Annotated in this window: 22 protein-coding genes and 1 pseudogene; 9 read left to right on the forward strand and 14 right to left on the reverse strand. The window is 55.2% G+C overall.

Annotated features, from left to right (window positions below; all coding sequences use genetic code 11):
• Positions 1 to 40: 40 nt before the first annotated feature.
• The 5 genes from surA to apaH all read left to right on the forward strand — a co-directional run bounded on the left by surA (position 41) and on the right by apaH (position 4,430).
• Positions 41 to 1,336 (forward strand): peptidylprolyl isomerase SurA, encoded by a 1,296-nt coding sequence (surA, locus tag AC1UKS_RS18220; RefSeq protein ID WP_053140301.1) that lies wholly within the window; start codon positions 41 to 43, stop codon positions 1,334 to 1,336.
• Positions 1,326 to 2,318, forward strand: a complete 993-nt coding sequence (gene pdxA, locus AC1UKS_RS18225; RefSeq protein WP_482434736.1) for a 4-hydroxythreonine-4-phosphate dehydrogenase PdxA — start codon at positions 1,326 to 1,328, stop codon at positions 2,316 to 2,318. Before surA ends, pdxA begins: the two co-directional genes overlap by 11 nt.
• Entirely contained in the window at positions 2,311 to 3,150 is an 840-nt protein-coding gene (rsmA, locus tag AC1UKS_RS18230; RefSeq protein WP_013200727.1) for a 16S rRNA (adenine(1518)-N(6)/adenine(1519)-N(6))-dimethyltransferase RsmA, read from the forward strand. Before pdxA ends, rsmA begins: the two co-directional genes overlap by 8 nt.
• A 4-nt stretch (positions 3,151 to 3,154) precedes the next feature.
• The gene (gene apaG, locus AC1UKS_RS18235; RefSeq protein ID WP_013200726.1) at positions 3,155 to 3,532 is read left to right on the forward strand and encodes a Co2+/Mg2+ efflux protein ApaG; all 378 of its coding nucleotides are present in this window, start codon (positions 3,155 to 3,157) and stop codon (positions 3,530 to 3,532) included.
• A 67-nt stretch (positions 3,533 to 3,599) separates the two neighbouring features.
• Positions 3,600 to 4,430, forward strand: a complete 831-nt coding sequence (apaH, locus tag AC1UKS_RS18240) for a bis(5'-nucleosyl)-tetraphosphatase (symmetrical) ApaH (protein WP_265908866.1) — start codon at positions 3,600 to 3,602, stop codon at positions 4,428 to 4,430.
• A 65-nt stretch (positions 4,431 to 4,495) separates the two neighbouring features.
• Here apaH and folA read toward each other — a convergent pair whose 3' ends face one another.
• The gene (gene folA, locus AC1UKS_RS18245) at positions 4,496 to 4,978 is read right to left on the reverse strand and encodes a type 3 dihydrofolate reductase (RefSeq protein WP_013200724.1); all 483 of its coding nucleotides are present in this window, start codon (positions 4,976 to 4,978) and stop codon (positions 4,496 to 4,498) included.
• Positions 4,979 to 5,167: 189 nt separating this feature from the next.
• Between folA and AC1UKS_RS18250 the strand changes: the two genes are divergently transcribed.
• Positions 5,168 to 5,782, forward strand: a complete 615-nt coding sequence (locus AC1UKS_RS18250; RefSeq protein ID WP_053140310.1) for a LysE family translocator — start codon at positions 5,168 to 5,170, stop codon at positions 5,780 to 5,782.
• Between the two features lie 57 nt (positions 5,783 to 5,839).
• Here AC1UKS_RS18250 and AC1UKS_RS18255 read toward each other — a convergent pair whose 3' ends face one another.
• From AC1UKS_RS18255 to AC1UKS_RS18280, 6 genes are read right to left on the reverse strand one after another with little or no spacing between them, the layout of a single operon-like run.
• Positions 5,840 to 6,922, reverse strand: a complete 1,083-nt coding sequence (locus tag AC1UKS_RS18255; RefSeq protein WP_482434737.1) for an ABC transporter ATP-binding protein — start codon at positions 6,920 to 6,922, stop codon at positions 5,840 to 5,842.
• Between the two features lie 8 nt (positions 6,923 to 6,930).
• Positions 6,931 to 7,758 (reverse strand): carbohydrate ABC transporter permease, encoded by an 828-nt coding sequence (locus AC1UKS_RS18260; protein ID WP_013200721.1) that lies wholly within the window; start codon positions 7,756 to 7,758, stop codon positions 6,931 to 6,933.
• A gap of 10 nt (positions 7,759 to 7,768) precedes the next feature.
• Complete coding sequence (locus AC1UKS_RS18265; protein ID WP_482434738.1) at positions 7,769 to 8,692, reverse strand: carbohydrate ABC transporter permease; 924 nt, start codon at positions 8,690 to 8,692, stop codon at positions 7,769 to 7,771.
• Between the two features lie 45 nt (positions 8,693 to 8,737).
• Positions 8,738 to 10,027 carry an ABC transporter substrate-binding protein gene (locus AC1UKS_RS18270; protein ID WP_482434739.1) on the reverse strand — a complete coding sequence of 430 codons (1,290 nt, stop codon included), beginning with the start codon at positions 10,025 to 10,027 and terminating at the stop codon, positions 8,738 to 8,740.
• 32 nt (positions 10,028 to 10,059) lie between these two features.
• Positions 10,060 to 11,223 (reverse strand): aminotransferase class I/II-fold pyridoxal phosphate-dependent enzyme, encoded by a 1,164-nt coding sequence (locus AC1UKS_RS18275; RefSeq protein ID WP_482434740.1) that lies wholly within the window; start codon positions 11,221 to 11,223, stop codon positions 10,060 to 10,062.
• Positions 11,213 to 11,923: a FadR/GntR family transcriptional regulator gene (locus AC1UKS_RS18280; protein ID WP_482434741.1), complete on the reverse strand. Its 711-nt coding sequence runs from the start codon at positions 11,921 to 11,923 to the stop codon at positions 11,213 to 11,215. Before AC1UKS_RS18280 ends, AC1UKS_RS18275 begins: the two co-directional genes overlap by 11 nt.
• A 286-nt stretch (positions 11,924 to 12,209) precedes the next feature.
• On the opposite strand from AC1UKS_RS18280, the gene tssD reads away from it, so the two are divergent.
• The 3 genes and pseudogenes from tssD to AC1UKS_RS18295 all read left to right on the forward strand — a co-directional run bounded on the left by tssD (position 12,210) and on the right by AC1UKS_RS18295 (position 13,300).
• Positions 12,210 to 12,620 carry a type VI secretion system tube protein TssD gene (gene tssD, locus AC1UKS_RS18285; protein WP_482437034.1) on the forward strand — a complete coding sequence of 137 codons (411 nt, stop codon included), beginning with the start codon at positions 12,210 to 12,212 and terminating at the stop codon, positions 12,618 to 12,620.
• Between the two features lie 40 nt (positions 12,621 to 12,660).
• Positions 12,661 to 12,968: pseudogene (locus AC1UKS_RS18290) on the forward strand (STM2901 family protein); the annotation flags it as partial.
• Positions 12,962 to 13,300: a DUF1493 family protein gene (locus AC1UKS_RS18295; protein WP_482434742.1), complete on the forward strand. Its 339-nt coding sequence runs from the start codon at positions 12,962 to 12,964 to the stop codon at positions 13,298 to 13,300. The pseudogene AC1UKS_RS18290 and the gene AC1UKS_RS18295, both read left to right, overlap by 7 nt.
• 127 nt (positions 13,301 to 13,427) lie before the next feature.
• Here the strand turns inward: AC1UKS_RS18295 and carB are convergent, their stop codons facing one another.
• The 7 genes from carB to ileS form a co-directional block, all read right to left on the reverse strand.
• Complete coding sequence (gene carB, locus AC1UKS_RS18300; protein WP_013200716.1) at positions 13,428 to 16,652, reverse strand: carbamoyl-phosphate synthase large subunit; 3,225 nt, start codon at positions 16,650 to 16,652, stop codon at positions 13,428 to 13,430.
• Positions 16,653 to 16,666: 14 nt separating this feature from the next.
• Entirely contained in the window at positions 16,667 to 17,812 is a 1,146-nt protein-coding gene (carA, locus tag AC1UKS_RS18305; RefSeq protein WP_041691900.1) for a glutamine-hydrolyzing carbamoyl-phosphate synthase small subunit, read from the reverse strand.
• Between the two features lie 467 nt (positions 17,813 to 18,279).
• Positions 18,280 to 19,101 (reverse strand): 4-hydroxy-tetrahydrodipicolinate reductase, encoded by an 822-nt coding sequence (gene dapB, locus AC1UKS_RS18310; RefSeq protein ID WP_482434743.1) that lies wholly within the window; start codon positions 19,099 to 19,101, stop codon positions 18,280 to 18,282.
• 379 nt (positions 19,102 to 19,480) lie between these two features.
• Positions 19,481 to 20,434, reverse strand: a complete 954-nt coding sequence (ispH, locus tag AC1UKS_RS18315; RefSeq protein ID WP_053140328.1) for a 4-hydroxy-3-methylbut-2-enyl diphosphate reductase — start codon at positions 20,432 to 20,434, stop codon at positions 19,481 to 19,483.
• Positions 20,415 to 20,885, reverse strand: coding sequence for an FKBP-type peptidyl-prolyl cis-trans isomerase (gene fkpB / locus AC1UKS_RS18320; RefSeq protein WP_013200712.1), 471 nt, complete (start codon positions 20,883 to 20,885; stop codon positions 20,415 to 20,417). The genes ispH and fkpB overlap by 20 nt, the downstream gene beginning before the upstream one ends.
• A 9-nt stretch (positions 20,886 to 20,894) precedes the next feature.
• Positions 20,895 to 21,395 carry a signal peptidase II gene (gene lspA / locus AC1UKS_RS18325; RefSeq protein WP_013200711.1) on the reverse strand — a complete coding sequence of 167 codons (501 nt, stop codon included), beginning with the start codon at positions 21,393 to 21,395 and terminating at the stop codon, positions 20,895 to 20,897.
• Positions 21,395 to 24,211, reverse strand: coding sequence for an isoleucine--tRNA ligase (gene ileS / locus AC1UKS_RS18330; RefSeq protein ID WP_482434744.1), 2,817 nt, complete (start codon positions 24,209 to 24,211; stop codon positions 21,395 to 21,397). The genes lspA and ileS overlap by 1 nt, the downstream gene beginning before the upstream one ends.
• Between the last annotated feature and the right edge of the window lie 20 nt (positions 24,212 to 24,231).

A 24,231-nucleotide genomic window follows, 5' to 3' on the forward strand; every position in this document is an offset into this window, starting at 1 on the left:
CAATGCAAACCCGCAGTGCGGATAGAAGAATGGAAAAAGTATGAAGAACTGGAGAATGCTGATCCTTGGTGCAGCGCTGACAGCCAGCACCGCGTTTGCAGCCCCGCAAGTTGTTGATAAAGTTGCCGCTGTTGTAAACAACGGCGTAGTACTTGAAAGTGATGTCGACGGCATGATGCAGTCGGTAAAGAGCCAGGCTCAGCAGGCTGGTCAGCAATTGCCTGATGACAAAACCTTGCGTCATCAGATCGTTGAACGTCTGGTCATGGACAATATTTTGCTGCAGATGGCAAAACAGTCCGGGATTCAGGTGACGGATGCTCAGCTTGATGGGGCTATTCAGAACATCGCCGCACAGAACAAAATGACGCCAGACCAGCTGCGCAGTCGTCTGGCTTATGATGGGATGAACTACGGCACCTACCGTGAGCAGATCCGTCGCGAGATGACCATTGCGGAAGTGCGTAACAACGAAGTGCGTCGTCGCGTCACCATCCTGCCTCAGGAAGTGGATTCTCTCTCCAAGCAGGTTGCGTCTCAAAACAATGCCAGCACCGAGTTAAACCTCAGCCACATCCTGCTGCCACTGCCGGAAAACCCGACTCAGCAACAGGTTGACGATCAGGAAACGCTGGCGAAACAGCTGGTCAGCCAGAGCAAAAGCGGCGCTGACTTCGGCAAGCTGGCGATCACCTACTCTGCCGATCCCCAGGCACTGAAAGGCGGCAACATGGGCTGGGGCAAGATTCAGGAGCTGCCATCTCTGTTTGCTCAGGCGCTGGTCACGGCGAAGAAAGGCGACATCATCGGTCCAATCCGCTCGGGTGTTGGCTTCCACATTCTGAAAGTTAACGATGTGCGTGGCGAGAGCCAGAACGTCTCCGTGACCGAAGTGCATGCCCGCCACATTCTGCTGAAGCCGTCTCCGGTAATGACCGATGAGCAGGCGCGTCAGAAGCTGGAGCAGGTGGTGGCGGATATTAACAGCGGCAAAACCACCTTCGCTGAAGAAGCTAAACAGCTTTCTCAGGATCCAGGTTCAGCCAATCAGGGCGGCGATTTAGGCTGGAGCTCCCCGGAAATGTATGACCCGGCGTTCCGCGATGCGCTGATGAAGCTGAAAAAAGGCCAGTTGAGCGCACCGGTGCACTCGTCTTTCGGCTGGCATCTGATTCAGCTGCTCGACACCCGTCAGGTGGACAAAACCGACGCGGCACAGAAAGAGCGAGCTTATCGTCTGCTGTTCAACCGCAAGTTTGCTGAAGAAGCGCAGACCTGGATGCAGGAGCAGCGTGCTGCCGCCTACGTGAAAATTCTGGATGCGAATGCCCAGTAATCAACGTGTGGTGATCACTCCCGGCGAACCTGCCGGGATTGGTCCTGATGTTACCCTTCAACTGGCCCAGCGCGACTGGCCAGTTGAACTGGTTGTGTGTGCCGATCCAGCTTTGCTGCTCGAGCGTGCAGCAAAGCTGGGTTTACCCCTCACCCTGAGAGACTATCAGCCCGGTACGGCGGCGCAGCCGCAGCAAGCCGGCACGCTGACCGTCCTTCCCGTCGTTTTGCCGCAGCCGGTTATCGCTGGCGAGCTGTGCGTCGCCAACAGTCATTACGTGCTGGAAACGCTGGCGCGCGCCTGTGACGGCTGCCTTAATGGCGAATTCGCCGCGTTAATCACCGGCCCGGTTCATAAGGGTGTGATCAACGACGCCGGTATCCCGTTCAGCGGCCATACCGAGTTCTTTGCCGAACGTGCACAGTGTGAGCGAGTGGTGATGATGCTGGCGACCGAGGCGTTGCGGGTGGCGCTGGCGACCACTCACCTGCCGCTTAAAGACGTCTCCGCGGCGATAACCCGCGACAGCCTGCATGAAGTTATCGGCATTTTACATGCTGACCTGCAGCGCAAATTTGGCTTAGCCTCTCCGCACATCTTCGTTTGTGGCTTAAATCCGCACGCAGGTGAAGGCGGACATATGGGTCGGGAAGAGATCGATGTTATCATCCCTGCCCTGGACGAGCTTCGTCAGCAGGGAATGCTGCTGACCGGGCCATTACCGGCCGATACGCTTTTCCAGCCAAAATATTTGCAACATGCCGATGCCGTCCTGGCGATGTATCACGACCAGGGGCTTCCGGTGCTAAAATATCAGGGATTCGGGCGCGCGGTGAATATCACCCTCGGTCTGCCCTTTATCCGTACCTCCGTTGACCATGGCACCGCCTTAGAACTGGCTGGCCTGGGCAATGCTGATGCGGGCAGCTTTATTACGGCGCTTAACCTCGCCATCACCATGATCAAGAGCAGTAATGAATAATCGCGTCCACCAGGGCCACTTCGCCCGCAAACGTTTCGGACAGAACTTCCTGAACGATCAGTACATTATCGACAGCATCGTCTCCGCCATTCACCCGCAGAAAGGCGAGGCCATCGTCGAGATCGGTCCCGGTCTGGGTGCGTTAACCGAACCGGTTGGCGAGCGTCTGGACGCCATGACCGTCATTGAAATCGACCGTGATTTGGCGGCGCGTCTGCAAACCCATCCGTTTTTGGGACCGAAGCTGACGATCTTCCAGCAGGATGCCATGGCCTTTGACTTCGCTGAGTATGCTCGCGAAAAAGGCCAGTCGCTGCGCGTATTTGGTAACCTGCCTTACAACATCTCCACGCCGCTGATGTTCCATCTTTTCAGCTATGCCACGGCAATTCGTGATATGCATTTTATGCTGCAAAAAGAAGTGGTTAACCGATTGGTCGCGGGCCCTGGCAGCAAAGCCTACGGCCGTCTCACCGTGATGGCGCAGTATTATTGCCAGGTGATCCCGGTACTGGAAGTGCCGCCCGAATCCTTTACGCCAGCGCCTAAAGTTGATTCAGCGGTGGTGCGTTTGATGCCGCACGCGAAAATTGAACATCCGGTCACCGACATGCGCGTGCTGACCCGAATCACCACAGAAGCCTTTGGTAAGCGTCGTAAAACGCTGCGCAATAGCCTGGGGCATCTGTTCTCGCTGGAAGTCTTACAGGAGATGAACATCGACCCGACCTTGCGGGCTGAAAACATCACTGTGGCGCAGTATTGCCAGTTAGCTAACTGGCTGATTGCGCATCCGCAGACCCAGCCTCAGACCCAGACGCCGGAGAAGTAGCAGAATGATCGATACGCCTCGTGTATGTGTCCATGTTCAGAGTGCCTATATTCCTTCGCAATCTGTGCCTGAAGAAGAACGTTATGTTTTTGCTTATACCGTCACAATACGCAATCTGGGGCGTAACGCCGTTCAGCTACTGGGCCGCTACTGGTTGATTACCAATGGTAATGGCCGTGAAACCGAAGTTCAGGGTGAAGGCGTGATTGGCGAGCAGCCGCACATCCAGCCCGGCAGTGAATTTCAGTATACCAGCGGCGCCGTGCTGGAAACGCCGATGGGCACCATGCAGGGACATTACGTGATGATCGACCATCAGGGCGCAAGCTTTCAGGTTGAGATCCCGGTGTTCCGCATGGCCGTTCCCAGCCAACTTCATTAATTCATCTGATTGCACAGACGGCGATCGGGCTTAACGGCTCAGGAACACGTCTGCCTGGAAAGGTCCAATGAGCACATATCTGATCGGTGACGTCCACGGTTGCTATGACGAACTTCATTCCCTGCTGGAGCAGGTCGCTTTCGATCCTCAGCAGGATACGCTGTGGCTGACCGGCGATCTGGTGGCCCGCGGTCCGGGATCGCTGGACGTGCTGCGCTACGTGCGTTCACTCGGTGACTGTGTGCGCCTGGTGTTGGGCAATCACGATCTGCATTTGCTGGCGGTCTATGCCGGCATCAGCCGTAATAAGCCCAAGGATCGCCTGACGCCGTTGCTGGAAGCAGACGATGCCGACGAGCTGATCAACTGGCTGCGTCGCCAGCCGCTGCTGCAGGTGGATGAAGAGAAAAAGCTGGTGATGGCGCACGCCGGGATCACCCCGCAGTGGGATATTGAAACGGCGAAAACCTGCGCCCGCGAAGTTGAAGCGGTCCTCTCCAGCGATACCTACCCGCTGTTTATCGACGCCATGTACGGTGACATGCCGAATAACTGGACGCCGGAACTCAGTGGGCTGGCGCGTCTGCGTTTCAGCACCAACGCCTTAACGCGGATGCGCTTCTGCTTCCCGAACGGGCAGCTGGATATGATCTGCAAGGATACGCCCGACACCGCTCCACCGCCGCTAAAACCCTGGTTTGATATTCCGGGCCCGGTCGCCAGCGAGTACACCATTGTGTTTGGTCACTGGGCCTCGCTGGAAGGCAAAGGCACTCCGGAAGGAATTATTGGCCTGGATACCGGCTGTTGCTGGGGTGGCGTGCTGACGATGCTGCGCTGGGAAGATAAAGCGTGGTTCGTTCAGCCTTCCAACCGCGAACGTGCGCTGGAAGAGTGACGCGATAAAGCGGCTTAGCCAATGCCAGACTCCGGTCTGGCATTGTCACATCTGGCGGGTGGTGATTAACGACGTTGCAAAATTTCGAAGCAGAAGCTGTGGCTGTTCTTCTCATCCGCATCGTGGAATTCACTGAAGGTCGACTGCCACTCTTCCGGCTCGAAATCCGGGAAGGTAGTGTCGCCCACCACTTCCGCATCAATGTGCGTCAGATACAGACGATCGGCACGCGGCAACAGCTGTTCATAGATGCGACCGCCACCGATGACCATCACTTCGTCCACTTCTCCGGCTGCCTGCAGCGCCTCGTCGATAGAGGTCACCCAGCTGACGCCTTCCGCATCGCCCGGCTGGCTGCTGATCACAATATTCAGTCTGCCTGGCAGCGGGCGTCCGATGGACTCCCAGGTGCGGCGGCCCATGATCACCGGCTTATCCAGGGTCTGGCGTTTAAACCAGGCCAAATCGGCTGGCAGGTGCCACGGCATGGCATTATCCATTCCAATAACGCGGTCGGCCGCCATGGCCGCAATCAGGCTTATCATCATAGAAACTCAGTAAAGGGGGTAAAATTGGCGCCATCATACGTAAAGGTGAAACTTTCGTCGATACCCCTGGCGGGGGATTTGCGTAAAGGTTCTTCAAGGGAACGTTTGCGTTGTATTTGCTCTGGCTGATAGCTAAAAAAGCCCGCGAACGTGCTAGAATCCGCCCCTCATTTGCTACAGGATGCCACCATGTTAGAGACCAGCTTGATTATCGCCACGATCGCGGCTCTGGGAATGCTCTCTCCCGGCCCCGATTTCTTCCTGATTATCAAGAATGCCGCCCGTTATCCCCGCACAGCCGCAATGTTTACCGCGCTGGGGGTCAACTGTGCCGTCGCGACGCATATGGCTTACTGCGTGGCAGGTCTGGCGGTGGTGATTACCACTACGCCGTGGCTGTTTATGATGCTGAAGTATGTCGGCGCGGCCTATCTGATCTACATCGGTGTGCAGGCCCTGATGTCGCGTGGCAACAGCAAAATGGATCTCAGCAATATCGAGCCGGAAACTACCTCGCTGAAGAAGGCGTTTCTGCAGGGCTACCTGTGTAACCTGCTGAACCCCAAAGCCACGCTGTTTTTCCTGTCGATGTTTACCCAGGTGCTTAACGTGCATACCGGTTTCGGCGAGAAGATTTGGTACGCGGCGATCATCCTGATGCTCTCCTCGATTTGGTGGCCGTTGCTGGTGGTGATCATCCAGAGCGCCCCGGTCCGTCGTGGCCTGGCGAAGGCGCAAAAGCTGGTGGATAAACTGCTGGGCGGCGTGCTGATTGCGCTGGGCATCAAGGTCGCGCTCTCCTGATCGCGCGAACCGGCCTGCCGCGCTTAACGCCTGCGGCAGGCCGGTCAACCTGACCGGCTACGGCAACCGCTGCTGGCTGTCGGCATCAAACAGCTGTACCCGCTCCAGATCAAACTTCACCCCTCTGACATCCCCCGGCGCACAGCCCGATCGCTGCGTGCAGTAAATCATCATCGGTTCCCCGGCCAGCGTGCCATGAATTAACTCAGACAAGCCGGTAGGCTCAATCAACGACACGGTAAACGGCATCGCTCCCTGATCGACCAGATCGCACAGCAGGATATTTTCCGGGCGGATGCCATAAATCACCGCTTTGCCATGACTGAGCGGCGTGGCCCGCTCCAGTAACGGCAGGGAAAGTTCGGCGCTGACCTGCAGGCTCAGGCCCAGATCATGGCGTTGGATGTTGCCGCTGATAAAGTTCATTGGCGGCGATCCGATAAAGCTGGCGACAAACTTATTGGCGGGCGTGTCGTACAGCTCTAACGGCGTACCCACCTGCTGAATAACCCCGTGGTTAAGCACCACGATGCGGTCGGCCAGCGTCATCGCTTCCACCTGATCATGGGTCACGTAGACGATGGTGTTGTTCATCTGCTGATGGAGTTTTTTGATCTCCACGCGCATCTGCCCACGCAGCTGTGCATCGAGGTTAGATAAGGGTTCATCAAACAGAAACACCTTGGGCTGGCGGACAATCGCCCTTCCCATCGCCACACGCTGGCGCTGGCCGCCGGAAAGTTCTTTCGGGCGACGATCCAACAAGGCGGTCAGGCTTAAAATCTCGGCCGCCCGTTTAACCGCCGCCTCAATTTCGGCTTTAGGCCGCTTCTGCACTTCCAGGCTGAATCCCATATTGCGCGCGACCGTTAGATGCGGATAGAGCGCGTAGCTCTGGAACACCATCGAGATATCACGATCTTTCGGCGCGACCTGATTCATCAACCGGTTTCCAATGCGAATATCTCCGCTGCTGGCCAGTTCGAGCCCGGCGATGGTCCTTAACAGCGTCGATTTACCGCAGCCTGACGGACCCACCAGCACCACGAATTCGCCGTCAGCAATGGTCAGATTGATGTCACGCAGCACTTCAACGTTGCCGTAGCGCTTTTCAATTTGCGAAAGAGAGATTTGAGCCATGATGATGATTATCCTTTTACCGCACCCGCCGTCAGCCCCTGAATGAGGTAACGCTGAATGAACGCGAAAAACAGACAGGCAGGGATCAGCGCCAGCACGGCGGCTGCCATCATATCTCCCCATGAAACGGCGAATTTCGAGACAAAACTCAGTAGTCCGACCGGAAAGGTCATCACCGAGTTCTTATTGATTAGCATCAGCGAGAACAGCAGCTCGCTCCATGCGGCGGTAAAGACGAACCCTAACGTGGCCGCCATGCCCGGTAAGGTCAGCGGTGCCAGCACTTTTACTAACGCCTGAAAACGCGTACAGCCTTCCAGCATCGCCGATTCCTCCAGGTCTTTGGGAATGGCATCGAAAAAGGACTGCATCAGGAAGGTGGCAAAAGGGACGTTAAAGGCGGTGTAAATCAGGATTAACCCCAGCAGATTATTGGTTAATCCTAACGGCGCCATCACCTTGTAAATTGGGGCGAGGATCATCACCAGTGGGAACATCTGGGTGAACAGCAACAGGGCAGCAATCACCGTTTTTCCTTTGAAGGAGAAGCGGGAAAAGGCATAGCCCGCCAGCGCGGAAATTACCGTTGCCAGTGCTGCCGTGGAAAACGAGACGATCAGGCTATTGCTGAAGAAGGTTGGAAAGTCGCTCTCAACAAACACCCGTCTGAAATGCTCGAAGGTGAAAGCGCTCGGCCACATTTTCACTCCTTCGCTGTAGAGCAGCTTGTCAGGCGTCACCGAAATTTTGATCACCCAGTACAGCGGAAATAAGGCAAACAGCAGGTAAGCCAGAATGCCCACCCGGTGCCCCATCAGACGTAATAGCTGGCGCATCATGCTCTCCTTATTTCAGCATCTGATGACGGATCCGCAGCAGCACCAGGGCATAGCAGGTCATCAGGATCAGCAGGAAAACCGCCATCGCGGAGGCATAGCCAAAGTCCAGCTTGCGATAGGCAGTGGTGAAGATATAGCTCGACAGAATCGAGGTCGATCCGGCAGGTCCGCCATCGGTCATCACCACGATCAGGTCAGCAAAGTTAGCAATCCAGATGGTCCGGAGCATGACGGTAATGGCGATCATCGGCGCCAGAAAAGGCAGCGTCACCCGTCTGAACTGCTGCCAGCTGTTGGCACCATCCATTGAGGCCGCTTCATACAGATCTTTCGGGATCGACTGCAATGCCGCTAACAGGGTGATGGCGAAAAAGGGAATGCCAAACCAGACGTTGGCGATCACCGGCCCATACAGCGCCAGTTGGGGATCGGAGAGAATGTTGTAAGGTTCGCTAATCAAATGCAGGGCCGTCATCCAGTGCGGCAAAATGCCGATCACCGGGTTCAGCAACCATGACCAGGTTAATCCGGACAGAAACGCCGGAACTGCCCAGGGGAGAAACACCAGCGCCTGTACCCAGCGCCGTAGCGGAAACTCCCGGTTAAGCAACAGCGCCAGCCCAAGCCCGAGGAAAAACTGCAGTCCCAATGACGTCAGCGTCCAGTTTGCGGTGTGCCCGAGCGCCTTAAAGAAGCGGCGGTCATCAAACATTTCGCGAAAGTTATCCAGTCCCACCCAGCCGCTATCCAGCGGATTAAGTAGCTGGATATTCTGGAAAGCGTACGAGATGCCGATCATCATCGGCACGAAGATAAACAGGCCAATCAGGATCAGCGTTGGGCTCATATACAGCCAGGGCTCTGCCAGCATCCGCAGCCGGTGGAAGCGCGGCGGTCTGGCAGTTTCAACCGTTCTGACGTCCAGCATCATAATTCCGTCTCCATTGCCGCCCCCGTCACGACGGGGGCGCGTGGGTTACTGAGTAGCCATCCAGGCTTTTTGCTCTTTGGTCAGGTATTTGGCCCAATCCTCCACCATCGAGGTCGTGTCGTTTTCCCCTAACAACGTTTCCTGAGTACTCTCTTTCACCGTGACCGAGTTGAAATAGCCCCAGCCTTTCAGATGGGTTGGCATGGTCAGGGGAACGTATTTCGCATCGTTAAGCTCGGTGAACCAGCCCGCAAACTGGGGTGAGTGGTAGAACGGATCGTTCTCGGCCCCTTTGTAGATTGGCAAGGTGCCGACAAACTTCGACCAGGTGAGGTTATTGGCTTCACTGCTAAGGAACTGGATCAGTTGCCAGGCGTCATCCGGGTATTTAGCCTGCTTGAAGATCGACCAGCCGGTGTAGCCAATGGTCGGATAGGCTTTGCCTGATGGCCCGACCGGCATTGGCGCCACGCCAAAGTCATCCGGATTCATGCTGTTTTTGATGGCGATCAGGGCATCGGGATCCTGGTCCAGCATGGCGCATTTTCCGGAGTAGAAGCCGGAGACAATTTCATTGAAGCCCCAGTTGACGCTGTCCTTCGGTGCACCGCCCTGCTTGTACATATCGACCAGCAGCTGCGCGCCTTTGATCGCCCCAGGCTGGGTCAGCGTGCTGTTCCCGTCTTTATCAAAGAAAGCCGGTGAACCGTTCATGGTGGTCATAAACATCATCCACGCATTGGTGCCACCTACGCCGCCGCGCATGCAGTACCCGCTGATGCCATTGCCCAGCGCGCTGATCTTTTTGGCATCCGCCACAAACTCATCCATGGTTTTTGGTGGGCCACTCAAGCCTGCCTGCTGGAAGAGTTTCTTATTCCAGAACATGGCACGCAGATAGAAACCGTAAGGAACCATATTGGCTTTACCGTCCGACGCCCGCGCCATATCCAGCGTTTTGTCGGTCAGGTTGGCGGTGTTTGGCCACGCCTTCAGCTTAGGTTCGAGATCCACCAGCATATTGTTGCTGGCATACAGCCCTTGCCAGGTATCCGGCATTTCAACCACATCCGGCACCTGCCCGCTTTGCATCATGGTGCCCAGTTTTTCAAACGCCTGCCCCCAGGGAAGGGAGATCACTTCGATTTCCGTCTCCGGGTGCTGGGTTTTATATTCGCTCAGCATTTTCTGCAGCATCGCCGTGCGGGCCGGGCTGGTGATCACTTCCACCAGCGTCAGTTTGGTGGCGGCCACTGTGCTGTAGGCGCTGCACATTCCCAGGGTAATCAGGACGCTGTTAAGTAACAAAGAGCGTAAAGGCTGTCGCATTTTCATGACCTCTCTTTAATGGAGTGCGGGCAATCAGGTTACTGGCGTGCGGCGGCAATCGCCTGCTGCAGGTCGTTCCACAAATCTGCGGTATTTTCCAGACCGATGGAGACGCGGATCACGCGCGGTGAGACGCCAAAATCAACGGCGGAGTTAAAATCACCGGACTGGTTCAGCACCGAAATAGCGGGCATCACCAGACTTTCAAACCCTCCCCAGCTCACACCCATATGGAATAGCTGCAACGCGTTACAGAAGGTCGGAATATCGACCGACTCATCCAGCTCAAAAGAGAACAGCCCGCTGTAGCCGCTGAGGGTTGAAAAGGCGGCTTTGTGCAGGCCCGGATGGTTTACCGCATGGATCTGCGGATGGTCCTGAAGTTGAGAAGCCAGCTGCAGCGCACTTTCATGGTGCTGCCGCATGCGTAACGGCAAGGTACGCAGGCCACGGATCAGCAGCCAGGCTTCATTAGCCGACAGCTTACCGCCAAGGAACGGGCTGATATAACGCGAGATGGCGCTGATGCGTTCTGCATTGGCGATAACCAGTCCAGCCACCACATCGCTGTGACCACCAATGTATTTCGACGCGGAATGCACCACCATATCGATGCCCTGCGCCAGCGGCTTCTGGAACAGCGGCGAGGCCCAGCTGTTATCAATCAGGGTGATCACCTTGTGCTCTTTCGCCAGCGTGGCAATCTTCTGCAAATCCTGTTCACTCATCACCCAACTGCTTGGGCTTTCGAGATACAGCAACTTCGCACCCGGCAGCGCGGCGGCAATCGCCTCAAGCGAGTCGCCATCGACAAACTCACTGCTGATGTTAAAGCGGGTGCAGAACCCTTTCAGGAAGCGGTAGGTATCCGGGTAGACGTGATTGATGCAAACCACCTTATCGCCGGGCTGGACCACGCTCAGAATGGCGTTGCTGATCGCCGCCATCCCGCTGCCAAAAGCCAGGCAGGCTTCCCCACCCTCCAGTTCGGCCATTTTGTCCTGCAGAACTTTGACCGTCGGGTTATCGACCCGCGAATACAACGGCCGATCGCTGTCGCCACGAAAGCGAGCAATCATGCTGTCGTAATCACTGAAGCTGAACAAAGAGGATTGATAGATGGGCGGGGAAACCGCGCCTTTATCATGGCGTTGATCGTGGGTCAGTCGGGTTTGTTCACTAAAGGGCTTTTCAGGCTGCATTAATCACTTCCTTCATATCACGCTCGGTTATATCGAGAATTAAATGGCTGATGCGTCGTGCTTCTTCCGCATTCCGGTCGGCAATGGCTTCATACAGGGTGCGATGCAGGGAAAACGAATCGCTAAACAGCGCCTGTTCAGGCGGTGATTCAAAAAAGGCATGCAGCGTGTCGTAAAGACCCACCACCATCCGAAGTAGCAGCGGATTGTGCGCCGCGTGGTAAATGCTGGCGTGAAATGCCCAGTCTTCTGCCCCGGCAGAACCGACTGCCAGATGGACTCTTTCCATCTCTTCCAGCCGGATCTCAATTTCACGCAGATCGTCATCGGAAGCACGGACCGCCGCCAGCGCGCAGGATTCGCTTTCAATAATCCGGCGCACCTCCAGCGCATGAAGCATATTGCTGGAGTCGTTTTTGAAACGCAGCGACAGGAAACTGTCATCACTGGTGACTTCAGCATAGAGAAAAGTGCCACTGCCTTTACGGCGAACAATGATACCCAGCGCTTCCCACCGTTTAAGGGCTTCACGCACGGTGTTACGGCTGACGCCGAGCTTTTCTGCAAGCACGCGTTCCGGGGGTAAACGCTCGCCGATTTGGGTGCCGCTTTGGGCGACGTAACGGGTCAGCGCGTCCAGTACCAGCACGTCACTGTGCTGTACCGCAATCGGGCCGAGACTACCGATCGATGCTGACATGGCTTCCCCTGAATAATTGGTCCAACAACTCTACCTTTCCCTTAAAGCAATTTGGGTGCCAATAAATCAAGCTACTGATTTTATGGGGGAATCGCCTGAAGATAATAAAAAGCTCTGATTAAAAGAGGTGCAAGTAGTTAACCGATTGCACAACAATCGGCCAGCGAGGGGGGGGTGAGGATGGGGGAATTTCAGGCAAAAAAATGAACTTTACTCACATCTTCCCTTCAAATTAATGTCATGGAGATTTATGAGAGTCGTACTTTATATAGGGAGATTTAAAGAAATGGCTATACCAGCATACTTATGGCTCAAGGATGACGGCGGCGCGCTCATCAAAGGTTCTGTTGATGTCAAAGACCGCGAGTATTCAATCGAAATCACATCGTTCAATCACTCATTAAGCATCCCAACTGATAATGGCACAGGCAAACTGACAGGCACCCGCTTGCATGGCGCGATGCAAGTTGAGAAGGAGTTTGACCCCTCTTCTCCATACTTATATAAGGCCGTAGCCACTGGTCAGACATTAGAATCCGCAGAGTTAAAGTGGTACCGCATCAATGATGCCGGACAGGGAGATGAGTACTTCAACATGTTCCTTGAAGGCGTAAAAATTGTCTCCGTTGTCCCTATGATGCACGATACAAAAACCGTCGTTAATGTGGGACATAAAGAGGCTGTCCAACTGCGCTAGCAGAAAATCACATGGAAATACCTGGATGGGAACATTCAATGCATTAATCATTCTCGGCCAACCTATTAAGGCGACGCGTGCAAAACCATTCGGAGCCACTCCAGGTACGTCTACCCTGAGCTATCATCTGCGGCAATGGCTTAACATAGAAGTTAAACACTGGCCTACTCTCACCAATGGAAGCATTCGGAGGCTAAATTCTCCTATGTAACAAATCTGGGGGCTTTTGTTGGTCGATGGATCCCCATACTTGGATGGGTAATATTAACGGAAGACATAGCTACCATTGCCTATAAGGCTACTAACCGTTACAACACCATTGCCAGGGAGGAAGATCGCCTATGGTGAGTAATGAGGACATCCTTGATTGGTATAATGAACGGTTTAACAAACCGGGCTTTTTTTCCAAAAAGCGCTGGCCCGTCACGATGGATACCAGCCTTTCAACCGGGCGCTATGTGTGGGCCTGTGAGGCAGGTGACGAAATAATGGAAGAGTATTTCGGGAAATTTAAGGTTGCCCCTGCCGGGTTTGATTTCGTGAAATATTGGCCTGTTGAAGCGTCTGGTTTTTCGGTCTTTGCGCTTTGTAGATGCGGGAATGACGAGGACGAACCGTTACCACTGACACTCAACATGTTGGCTGAATCAGCCCGGGCCGGAAAATGGCTCTATCAGTAGAAAGCGTTGCCTCTTCTTAAGCCCGGAATTCTCCGAGCTTATTCAGAAATTACCCGCAGCAAATATCGTGAATTTCAGGCAAAAAAAATCCCCGCCGAAGCGGGGATCGATATTTGCTGACAGAGACTTAGCCCTGGATCTGCGCGTGCATTTCCTGAACGGAGATAACCTGCGCGGTGGGATCTGCGCTCAGTGAGTTTGCCGTAGCAAAGGCACCGTTCAGCGTGGTGTCGTAGTGCACCTTGTACTGCAGCGCGCTGCGGCGGATCAGTTTGGAATCCTCAATCGCCTGGCGTCCTGCGGTGGTGTTTACGATGTAAGCATACTCACCGTTTTTCAGACGGTCCTGGATATGCGGACGGCCTTCATGCACCTTGTTGACCAGGCGGATGTTGATCCCTGCTTCACCCAGCACCACTGCGGTACCGTGAGTCGCGTCCAGTTCGAAGCCCAGTGACTGCAGCTTGGCGGCCAGCGCAACGATGCGCTTTTTGTCGCCATCACGCACGGACAGCAAGGCACGACCGGTTTTCTTCATGTTGCTCGCCGCGCCCAGCATCGCTTTCGAGAACGCTTCTGCGAAGGTTTTGCCAACACCCATGACTTCACCGGTTGAACGCATTTCAGGGCCGAGGATGGGGTCAACGCCCTGGAACTTGTTAAACGGCAGCACCACTTCTTTCACCGAGTAGTAAGGCGGAATGACTTCTTCCGTAATGCCCTGCTCTGCCAGCGTTTTGCCTGCCATTACGCGTGCCGCCACTTTCGCCAGCGGCACACCGGTCGCCTTGGAAACAAACGGTACGGTACGGGCAGCACGTGGGTTCACCTCAATCAGGTAAACTTCGTTGTCTTTCACCGCAAACTGCACGTTCATCAGGCCACGTACGCAGAGTTCGAAGGCCAGCTTCTCAACCTGCTGACGCATCACGTCCTGAATCTCTTTGCTCAGCGTGTAGGCTGGCAGTGAACACGCGGAGTCACCGGAATGCACGCCCGCCTGCTCGATATGCTCCATAATGCCGCCAATCAGCACGCGCTCACCGTCGCAAATCGCATCCACATCCACTTCTACCGCGTCGTCGAGGAAGCGGTCCAGCAGCACCGGCGCATCGTTAGATACGGCAACCGCATTCTGGAAGTAGCGCTTCAGGTCGATGTCGTCATACACGATTTCCATCGCACGACCGCCGAGCACGTAAGAAGGACGCACAACCAGCGGATAGCCAATCACCGCCGCTTTCTCTACCGCCTGCTCAATCGCCGTCACGGTGGAGTTTGCCGGCTGCTTCAGACCCAGGCGTTCAACCGCCTGCTGGAAACGCTCGCGGTCCTCTGCACGGTCGATGGCATCCGGGCTGGTACCGATAATCGGCACGCCAGCGGCTTCCAGCTCACGCGCCAGTTTCAGTGGCGTCTGGCCACCGTACTGCACGATCACACCTTTCGGCTTCTCAATACGCACGATTTCCAGCACGTCTTCCAGCGTTACCGGCTCGAAGTACAGACGGTCGGAGGTGTCGTAGTCGGTGGAGACGGTTTCAGGGTTACAGTTGACCATAATGGTCTCATAACCGTCTTCACGCAGCGCCAGTGAAGCATGGACACAGCAGTAGTCGAACTCAATGCCCTGGCCGATACGGTTTGGACCGCCGCCCAGCACCATGATTTTCTCACGGTCGCTGTTAGGGTTGGATTCGCACTCTTCTTCATAGGTGGAGTACATGTAAGCGGTATCGGTAGAGAATTCCGCCGCACAGGTATCGACACGCTTATACACCGGGTGCAGATTGTACTGCTCACGTAGCTTACGTACTTCAGCTTCAGACACACCCGCCAGCGCAGACAGACGCGCATCGGCAAAGCCTTTACGCTTCAGGGTACGCAGGAAGTCCGCCGTCAGGCCATTGACGCCTTCGCGGGCAACCTGGCCTTCCAGCTGAACCAGCTCTTCAATCTGTACCAGGAACCAGCGGTCAACGTTGGTCAGGCTGAAGATCTCTTCCACATTCATGCCCGCACGGAACGCATCCGCGATGTACCAGATACGGTCAGAACCGGCGTCTTTCAGCTCGTGACGGATAACCGTCATCGCTTCCGCATCGTTCAGGTCAACTTTCGGGTCAAAGCCATGTGCGCCAACTTCGAGGCCGCGCAGCGCTTTCTGCATGGATTCCTGCAGGGTGCGGCCAATCGCCATCACTTCACCCACCGACTTCATCTGCGTGGTCAGGCGGTCATTGGCGCCGGCAAATTTCTCGAAGTTGAAGCGAGGGATTTTGGTCACAACGTAGTCGATAGACGGTTCGAACGAAGCCGGGGTCAGACCACCGGTGATGTCGTTCATCAGCTCATCAAGCGTGTAACCTACCGCCAGTTTGGCCGCGATTTTAGCAATCGGGAAGCCGGTGGCTTTCGACGCCAGCGCAGAAGAGCGCGACACGCGTGGGTTCATTTCGATGATGATCAGACGGCCATTCGCCGGGTTAACGGAGAACTGCACGTTGGAGCCACCGGTTTCTACGCCGATTTCACGCAGTACCGCCATCGAGGCGTTACGCATGATTTGATATTCTTTGTCGGTCAGGGTCTGGGCTGGCGCCACGGTGATGGAGTCACCGGTGTGGATGCCCATCGCATCGAAGTTTTCAATCGAGCAGACGATGATGCAGTTGTCGTTTTTATCACGCACCACTTCCATCTCGTACTCTTTCCAGCCAATCAGCGACTCATCAATCAGCAGCTCGTTGGTTGGGGAAAGATCCAAACCGCGTTCGCAAATCTCTTCAAACTCTTCACGGTTATAGGCAATACCGCCACCTGAACCGCCCATGGTAAAGGAAGGGCGGATGATGCATGGGAAGCCAACGTCTGCGGCAACCGCATAGGCTTCTTCCATGTTGTGTGCGAAGCCTGAACGCGCGGTATCCAGACCGATGCTCTTCATCGCTTTATCAAAGCGCTGACGGTCTTCTGCTTTGTCGATGGCATCGGCGGTAGCACCAATCATCGCCACGCCGAACTCTTCCAGCACGCCCTGGCGTTCCAGTTCCAGCGCACAGTTCAGTGCGGTCTGGCCGCCCATGGTTGGCAGAACCGCATCCGGGCGCTCTTTTTCGATAATCTTGCGCACAACTTCCCAATGGATCGGCTCGATATAGGTCGCATCGGCCATTTCCGGGTCAGTCATGATGGTTGCCGGGTTGGAGTTAACCAGAATCACGCGGTAACCCTCTTCGCGCAGGGCTTTACAGGCCTGTGCACCAGAGTAGTCAAATTCGCAGGCCTGGCCGATCACGATCGGGCCAGCGCCAAGGATCAGGATACTTTTTATGTCGGTACGTTTTGGCATTTTCTCGCTCCTGATTATTTAGCGGTTGAACGGTAGGCTTCGATCAGTTCGATAAAGTGATCGAACAGCGGCGCGGCATCGTGTGGGCCCGGGCTGGCTTCCGGGTGACCCTGGAAGCTGAACGCTGCTTTATCAGTGCGGTGAATGCCCTGTACCGTCTGGTCAAACAGCGAGGTGTGCGTCACTCGCAGGTTTGCCGGTAAGTTGGTTTCGTCTACGGCGAAGCCGTGGTTCTGTGCGGTGATCATCACGGTGTTGTTATCCAGGTCTTTCACCGGATGGTTGCCGCCGTGGTGGCCCAGCTTCATCTTGACGGTTTTTGCCCCGCTGGCCAGCGCCAGTAACTGGTGGCCAAGGCAGATGCCGAAGACCGGCACGTCGGTTTCCAGGAACGCTTTAATTGCCGCAATCGCGTAATCACACGGTTCCGGGTCCCCAGGTCCGTTAGAGAGGAAGATGCCATCCGGGTTCATCTTCAGCACCTCTTCTGCTGGCGTTTGCGCCGGCACAATCGTCAGACGACAGCCACGGTCAACCAGCATGCGCAGGATGTTGCGCTTCACGCCGTAGTCATAGGCCACGACATGGAAAGGCAGGTCGGCTTCTTGCTTCGCGTCCGGCAATCCGTCCAGCGTCCAGCTGCCTTGCAGCCAGCTGTAGCTTTCACTGGTGGTCACTTCTTTCGCCAGATCCATTCCTTTCAGGCCCGGGAAGGCTTTCGCCTGCTGCAGAGCCAGCTGCGCATCAGGTGCGTCGCTGGCGATGATGCAGCCGTTCTGCGCCCCTTTTTCGCGCAGCAGACGGGTCAGCTTACGCGTATCGATATCGGCAATAGCGACAATGTTGTGACGCGTCAGATACTCAGACAGCCCTTCTTCATTACGGAAGTTGCTGGCAATCAGCGGCAGGTCACGAATGACGAGGCCCTGAGCATGTACCTGAGAGGATTCTTCGTCAGCGGAATTGGTGCCGACATTGCCGATATGGGGATAAGTAAGAGTAACGATCTGGCGGGAATAGGAAGGATCAGTGAGGATTTCTTGATAACCGGTCATTGAAGTGTTGAAAACAACTTCCCCCACTGCCGATCCTGTTGCCCCGATGGCCCGACCGTGGAATTGGGTTCCGTCTTCGAGAACCAATAGCGCTGACTTAATCAAAACATCCTCCTGAGAATAAACAGTCACATTATTTGCATATTAATTCATAACAGAGCCATAAATCAATGCAAAAACCGCCTGAATTCTCGATTTTTGGCAAATTGCGCGCATTCTAATGATCGCTCACTCTGTTGTCTACCCCGCAGCTCACTTTTTCTTAGTCTTTTACTCAACTGGAGAGGAAATCGGAGGATTTACCCTGAAAAGAACAGATATCCAGTCCATAAAACCGGTTGCCTGACGGGATGTGCATAGGAAAAGGGAAAATGGCGTTAAAAAGTGGACCAAATGGTCAAAATTAACAATTTTTGCGGAATAAATTGAAGATAAAACCCCATAATAACCATTATGGATAGAAAATTAACTCAAGTCAGGATTATTACAAAATAAAAAGGGCAATAAAATTATTGCCCTTACCAATCAGAAACTTATGATTGAAATAACCACATCACGATGGTGCACAACACTTATAAATCATCTAAATTCAACACGCTTCGCATATCATAAAGACCTGCTTTTCGCGTGCTTAACCAGTCAGCTGCACGAACTGCGCCTTTCGCGAAGGTCATGCGGCTTGAAGCCTTGTGTGTTATCTCTACGCGCTCACCGATATCCGCAAACATCGCGGTGTGTTCGCCAACGATATCGCCGGCACGAACGGTCGCAAAACCAATGGTTTGTGCCTTACGTTCACCGGTATGGCCTTCGCGGGCATACACGGCGTGCTCATTTAAATCCCAGTCCATTGCATCGGCAATCGCTTCGCCCATCGCCAGCGCGGTCCCGGATGGCGCATCCACTTTATGACGGTGGTGAGCCTCAATGATTTCGATATCGGCATAGTCGCCCATCACTTTGGCGGCTTTTTCCAGCAGTTTCAGCACCAGGTTCACACCCACGCTAAAGTTCGCTGCGAACACGATAGCAATCTCATGTGACGCTTCTTTGATCGCCGCTTTGGCCGAGTCATCCAGGCCGGTGGTACCGATCACCATCGCTTTCTGGTGCTGACGGCAAAAATCCAGATACGCCAGCGTGCCTTCAGGGCGGGTAAAATCGATCAGCACGTCGAAGTCGCTCACCACGGCGTCCAGGTTGTCGCTAATCCTGACGCCCGTCGCGCCGGTTCCGGCCAGCTCGCCGGCATCTACGCCGACCAGTGAAGAACCTTCACGCACCAAAGCTGCGCCTAAGCACACGCCGTCCGCCTCCTGTGCTGCCTGAATTAACTGACGCCCCATGCGTCCTGCGGCGCCAACAATGGCAAGGCGGATTTGTGCATTGTTCATAATGAATCCCTGTATAAAGTCTGTGCATGCAAAGCGCTGACAGGTTAACCACGCGGTAACCTCTGCGCCACAATAAAAACACCATGATTAGAATTTTATGCCAGACGCGACGGATTATCAGTAAAACAAATTTTGTCTGGCTTTGATCGGGGGAATGAGTGGGAGGAGAACTTCAACTTCTGAAGAGCGTTGGTGATCTGGTGAACGCACAGGTCAACGTTAAAAGGAATTTGGTTAACACCCAGGTCAACTCAGAGGATGTTGACCTGGGTGTTCACAATCGACCATTCGACACTGAAGCTTGAGGGGAAGGGAGAGAGCCACCTGAACGTCCAGACGACTTAAGCGATCAAACAACAGTCCCATATCCCAGAACCCGCTAGTCGACCTGGCGAACGTCGACGCGGAGTTCTTTCGGCACTTCGAAAACAATGTTCTCTTCACGGCCGATCAGCTCGATAGCGGTTTCGCCACCGAACTCGCGCAAACGCTGGATCACTTCCTGCACCAGAATGTCAGGTGCGGAAGCGCCGGCGGTGACACCGACACAGCTCACGCCTTTGATCCACTCTTCCTGGATGTCATCGGCGGAGTCGATCAGTCGCGCAAGTTTCCCTGCACGCTGCGCCAGCTCGGCCAGACGGTTGGAGTTGGAGGAGTTGCGTGAACCCACCACCAGCACCACGTCGGCGTCTTTTGCCAGCGTGCGCACGGCTTCCTGACGGTTGGTGGTGGCGTAGCAGATGTCATCTTTGCGCGGGCCGACAATCTTCGGAAAACGGGCACGCAGCGCATCAATCACTTCGTAGGTATCATCCACCGACAGCGTGGTCTGGGTCATAAAGCACAGGTTGTTTTCATCCTTAACCTGCAACTTATAGACATCCTCGGGCGCTTCAACCAGATACATGCCGCCTTTCGGGCTGCTGTACTGGCCCATCGTCCCTTCCACTTCCGGGTGGCCGGCGTGACCAATCAGGATCGCTTCAGTGCCTCTGCGGCTGGCTCGCGCCACTTCCATATGCACTTTGGTCACCAGCGGACAGGTGGCATCAAACAGCATGGTCAGATCGCGTGCTTTAGCTTCCGCCCTGACCGCCTGAGAAACACCGTGCGCGGAGAAAATCAGGATCGAGCCGTCCGGCACTTCCCCGATATCTTCAATAAAGATCGCACCGCGCTCGCGCAGGCTGTTGACGACATAGCGGTTATGCACCACTTCATGACGCACGTAGATTGGCGCGCCGTACATTTCCAGCGCGCGCTCCACAATGCTGATGGCGCGATCGACGCCGGCACAAAAGCCGCGGGGATTAGCCAACAGGATTTGCATTTGTCGCCTCCAGTACCGGATCGATCTCCAGCACTTCAACCTCAAAGTGGATAGTCTGCCCGGCCAGCGGATGGTTGAAATCAACGGTGATCGAATCACCGGAAATCTCGCGGATCACGCCGGGCATTTCGTTGCCATCCATGCCGCTGAACAGCATGATGGCGCCGATTTCAGGCTCGCCTGCCTGGGTAAAATCCCGGCGGGAGAAATACTGAATCAAATCCGGGCTGCTCTGGCCAAAAGCATCATCCGCCGTCAGCGAGAAGGATTTCTTCTCGCCCACGGTCAGACCCAGCAAATGCGACTCCAACCCTTCTGACAGGCTGCCGTCGCCCAGGCTGAACAGCGCGGGCTTGCCGTTATTGCGCGTGGATTCCGCCGTGGAGCCGTCTTCCAGCTTCAAGGTGAAATGCACCAGCACTGCGCTCTCGCGCTGTACAGAATCAGTCATGCCCTGCCCTTAATTTTTTGCCGGTTTGCCGGACGGGCTGAGAAAGCCCTCCAGCACGATCAGTGCGGCACCAATACAGATGGCACAGTCGGCGATATTGAACGTGGCAAAGTGCCAGTCGCCAACGTAAAAGTCGATAAAGTCGACGACAAAGCCATGATACGCGCGGTCAAACAGGTTACCTAACGCGCCGCCAATAATCAGCGCGTAAGCAATGTTGTTGAGCTTATTGCTGGCGGCAGTGCGGTACATCATCACCAGCAACGCCACCACAATCGCCACCGCGATGCCGGCAAAGAACCAGCGCTGCCAGCCGCCCTTATCGGCGAGGAAGCTGAACGCCGCCCCGTAGTTGTGCGCATAGAAGAAGTTGAAAAACGGCATCACTGACATCGACTCATGCAACATCAGCGTGTTCATAATCCACTGCTTGCTGGCGAAGTCGATGGCAATCACCACCAGAACCAGCCAGACCCAGCGTAAACCGGTCGAGAAGATAGGTTTACTCATCAGGCAAACTTACGCTGTTCGCCAGCGCCCGCAATGTTGGTGGCACAGCGTCCGCACACGTCCGGATGCTCGGCACTCTGACCAATGTCAGTAGTGTAATGCCAGCAGCGTGGGCATTTCTCGCCTTCTGCTTTATGCAGGGCAATTTTCAGACCTTTCACCAGCTCGCTCTGCTGCGCTTCTTCGGTTGCCAGCGCATAGTCAGCCACCTGGGCACCCGAGGTCAGCAGCACAAAGCGCAGCTCCTCACCCAGGCTAACCAGCTTCTTAGCCAGATCGGCATCGGCGTACAGCGTTACCGTTGCTTCCAGCGATCCGCCAACGCGCTTATCAGCACGCGCCTGCTCGATCACTTTGTTCACTTCGCCGCGCACTTTCAGCAGCTCAGCCCAGTAGCTGTCGTTCATCGATTCGTTGTCCGCCAGACCAAACAGGCCGTCGAACCACTCACCGGTGAAGACATACTTCTCGCGCTTGCCTGGCAGTTCGCCCCAGATTTCATCTGCGGTGAAGGACATGATCGGCGCCATCCAGCGGACCAGCGCTTCCGCGATGTAATACAGCGCGGTCTGGCAGCTACGACGCGCCAGGCCATCGGCTTTCGCGGTGTACTGACGGTCTTTGATGATATCCAGATAGAAGGAGCCCATCTCAACCGAGCAGAACTGCATCAGACGCTGGACGACTTCATGGAAGTCATAGTTCTCATACGAAGCGAGGATATCGTCCTGCGCCGCTTTGGCACGACCCACTGCCCAGCGATCCAACACCACCATCTCTTCCGGCTTCACGCTGTCGGTTTCTGGGTTGAAGCCGTTCAGGTTAGCCAGCAGGAAGCGCGCGGTGTTACGGATACGGCGATAGGAGTCAGCCGAGCGTTTCAGGATCTCATCCGATACGGCCATTTCGCCAGAGTAATCGGTAGACGCCACCCACAGACGCAGGATGTCGCCACCCAGCTTGTTCATCACGTCTTGTGGTGAAACGGTGTTGCCGATGGATTTCGACATCTTACGGCCCTGACCATCAACGGTGAAACCGTGGGTCAGTACCTGGCGGTAAGGCGCTTTGCCTTTCATCGCCGTCGAGATCATCAGGGAAGACATAAACCAGCCACGGTGCTGATCCGATCCTTCCAGATACATGTCCGGCGAGTGACCGTTGAATTCAGGACGGGCATCCACCACCGAGAAGCTGGTTGAGCCGGAGTCAAACCACACGTCCAGCGTGTCAGGCACTTTGACGTAGTTTTCTGCGTCGGCGCCCATCAGCTCGCTGGCGTCCAAATCCCACCAGGCCTGAATACCGTCTTGCTCAACGCGCTGAGCGACTTTCTCCATCAGCTCAAGGGTATCCGGGTGCAGCTGCTCGGTGTCTTTATGCACGAACAACGACATCGGCACGCCCCAGGTACGCTGGCGGGAAATACACCAGTCTGGACGGTTGGCGACCATCGATTCAATACGCGCCTGGCCCCAGTCTGGGATCCACTGCACGCCTTTGATCTCTTTCAGTGACTGCGCACGCAGACCTTTTTGATCCATGCTGATAAACCACTGCGGCGTGGCACGGAAGATGATTGGCGTTTTGTGGCGCCAGCAGTGTGGGTAGCTGTGCAGCAGTTTTTCCACATGCAGCAGCGCGCCTTTTTCACGCAGGATCTCAACGATCATGTCGTTGGCTTTAAAGACGTTTACGCCATCCAGCGAGGGATAAGTGCCTGGCAGGAAGCTGCCGTCTGGCCCAACCGGGTTGGCGGTTTCGATACCGTATTTCTGGCCGATAACATAGTCATCAGGACCGTGGCCCGGCGCGGTGTGAACGGCACCGGTACCCGCTTCCAGCGTCACGTGCTCGCCGAGGACAACCGGTGAAGTGTGATCGAGGAAAGGATGCTGGAAGGCCTGCAGCTCAAGAGAAGCCCCTTTCACCTCGCCCAGCACTTTCCACTCGCTCACGCCGACGCGCTTCATCACGCTCTCGACCATGTCTTTGGCCAGGATCAGCGCGCGGCCTTCGATCTGCAGCAGTTCGTATTCGAACTCCGGATGCAGAGAGATGGCGCGGTTAGCCGGCATGGTCCACGGCGTGGTGGTCCAGATCACCAGCGAGATGGGGCCGTCAACGTGCGCGACGCCAAATTTGGCCTGTACCGCGTCTTTATCGACGGCATTAAACATCACGTCGATAGAGGGCGAGGTTTTGTCGTAGTACTCGACTTCGGCTTCTGCCAGCGCAGAGCGGCAATCCATGCACCAATGCACCGGCTTGGCGCCTTTGTGCATGTGGCCGTTGCCGATAATTTTGCTGAGCGCACGGATGATGTTCGCTTCAGTTTTGAAGTTCATGGTCAGGTAAGGACGATCCCAGTCACCCAGCACGCCCAGACGGATGAAGTCCTTTTTCTGGCCTTCAACCTGCTCGGCCGCGTATTCACGGCAGGCAGCACGGAATTCTGCCGCGGTGACTTTCTCACCTGGCTTACCGATCATCTGCTCAACTTTGTGCTCAATCGGCAGACCGTGGCAGTCCCAACCCGGCACATACGGCGAGTCGAAGCCCGACAGACCTTTGGACTTAACGATAATGTCTTTCAGAATCTTGTTAACTGAGTGACCAATATGAATGCTGCCGTTCGCGTACGGAGGGCCATCATGCAGGATAAAGGTTTTTTTCCCTTTTTTGGCTTCGCGGATGATGCCGTAGAGATTGTCATCATACCAACGCTGCAGCATTCCCGGTTCACGCTTGGCCAGATCGCCACGCATCGGGAACCCCGTTTCCGGCAAATTCAGGGTAGATTTATAGTCACTCATCAGATTCTCGATTCCGTATT

It is taken from the genome of Erwinia sp. AK-PDG3-5, assembly GCF_056821705.1.

Coding starts and splice junctions, on each gene's coding strand:
- surA (WP_053140301.1), top strand. CDS start 41: ATGAAGAACTGGAGAATGCTGATCCTTGGTGCAGCGCTGACAGCCAGC.
- pdxA (WP_482434736.1), top strand. CDS start 1,326: ATGCCCAGTAATCAACGTGTGGTGATCACTCCCGGCGAACCTGCCGGG.
- rsmA (WP_013200727.1), top strand. CDS start 2,311: ATGAATAATCGCGTCCACCAGGGCCACTTCGCCCGCAAACGTTTCGGA.
- apaG (WP_013200726.1), top strand. CDS start 3,155: ATGATCGATACGCCTCGTGTATGTGTCCATGTTCAGAGTGCCTATATT.
- apaH (WP_265908866.1), top strand. CDS start 3,600: ATGAGCACATATCTGATCGGTGACGTCCACGGTTGCTATGACGAACTT.
- folA (WP_013200724.1), bottom strand. CDS start 4,978: ATGATGATAAGCCTGATTGCGGCCATGGCGGCCGACCGCGTTATTGGA.
- AC1UKS_RS18250 (WP_053140310.1), top strand. CDS start 5,168: ATGTTAGAGACCAGCTTGATTATCGCCACGATCGCGGCTCTGGGAATG.
- AC1UKS_RS18255 (WP_482434737.1), bottom strand. CDS start 6,922: ATGGCTCAAATCTCTCTTTCGCAAATTGAAAAGCGCTACGGCAACGTT.
- AC1UKS_RS18260 (WP_013200721.1), bottom strand. CDS start 7,758: ATGCGCCAGCTATTACGTCTGATGGGGCACCGGGTGGGCATTCTGGCT.
- AC1UKS_RS18265 (WP_482434738.1), bottom strand. CDS start 8,692: ATGATGCTGGACGTCAGAACGGTTGAAACTGCCAGACCGCCGCGCTTC.
- AC1UKS_RS18270 (WP_482434739.1), bottom strand. CDS start 10,027: ATGAAAATGCGACAGCCTTTACGCTCTTTGTTACTTAACAGCGTCCTG.
- AC1UKS_RS18275 (WP_482434740.1), bottom strand. CDS start 11,223: ATGCAGCCTGAAAAGCCCTTTAGTGAACAAACCCGACTGACCCACGAT.
- AC1UKS_RS18280 (WP_482434741.1), bottom strand. CDS start 11,923: ATGTCAGCATCGATCGGTAGTCTCGGCCCGATTGCGGTACAGCACAGT.
- tssD (WP_482437034.1), top strand. CDS start 12,210: ATGGCTATACCAGCATACTTATGGCTCAAGGATGACGGCGGCGCGCTC.
- AC1UKS_RS18295 (WP_482434742.1), top strand. CDS start 12,962: ATGGTGAGTAATGAGGACATCCTTGATTGGTATAATGAACGGTTTAAC.
- carB (WP_013200716.1), bottom strand. CDS start 16,652: ATGCCAAAACGTACCGACATAAAAAGTATCCTGATCCTTGGCGCTGGC.
- dapB (WP_482434743.1), bottom strand. CDS start 19,101: ATGAACAATGCACAAATCCGCCTTGCCATTGTTGGCGCCGCAGGACGC.
- ispH (WP_053140328.1), bottom strand. CDS start 20,434: ATGCAAATCCTGTTGGCTAATCCCCGCGGCTTTTGTGCCGGCGTCGAT.
- fkpB (WP_013200712.1), bottom strand. CDS start 20,885: ATGACTGATTCTGTACAGCGCGAGAGCGCAGTGCTGGTGCATTTCACC.
- lspA (WP_013200711.1), bottom strand. CDS start 21,395: ATGAGTAAACCTATCTTCTCGACCGGTTTACGCTGGGTCTGGCTGGTT.
- ileS (WP_482434744.1), bottom strand. CDS start 24,211: ATGAGTGACTATAAATCTACCCTGAATTTGCCGGAAACGGGGTTCCCG.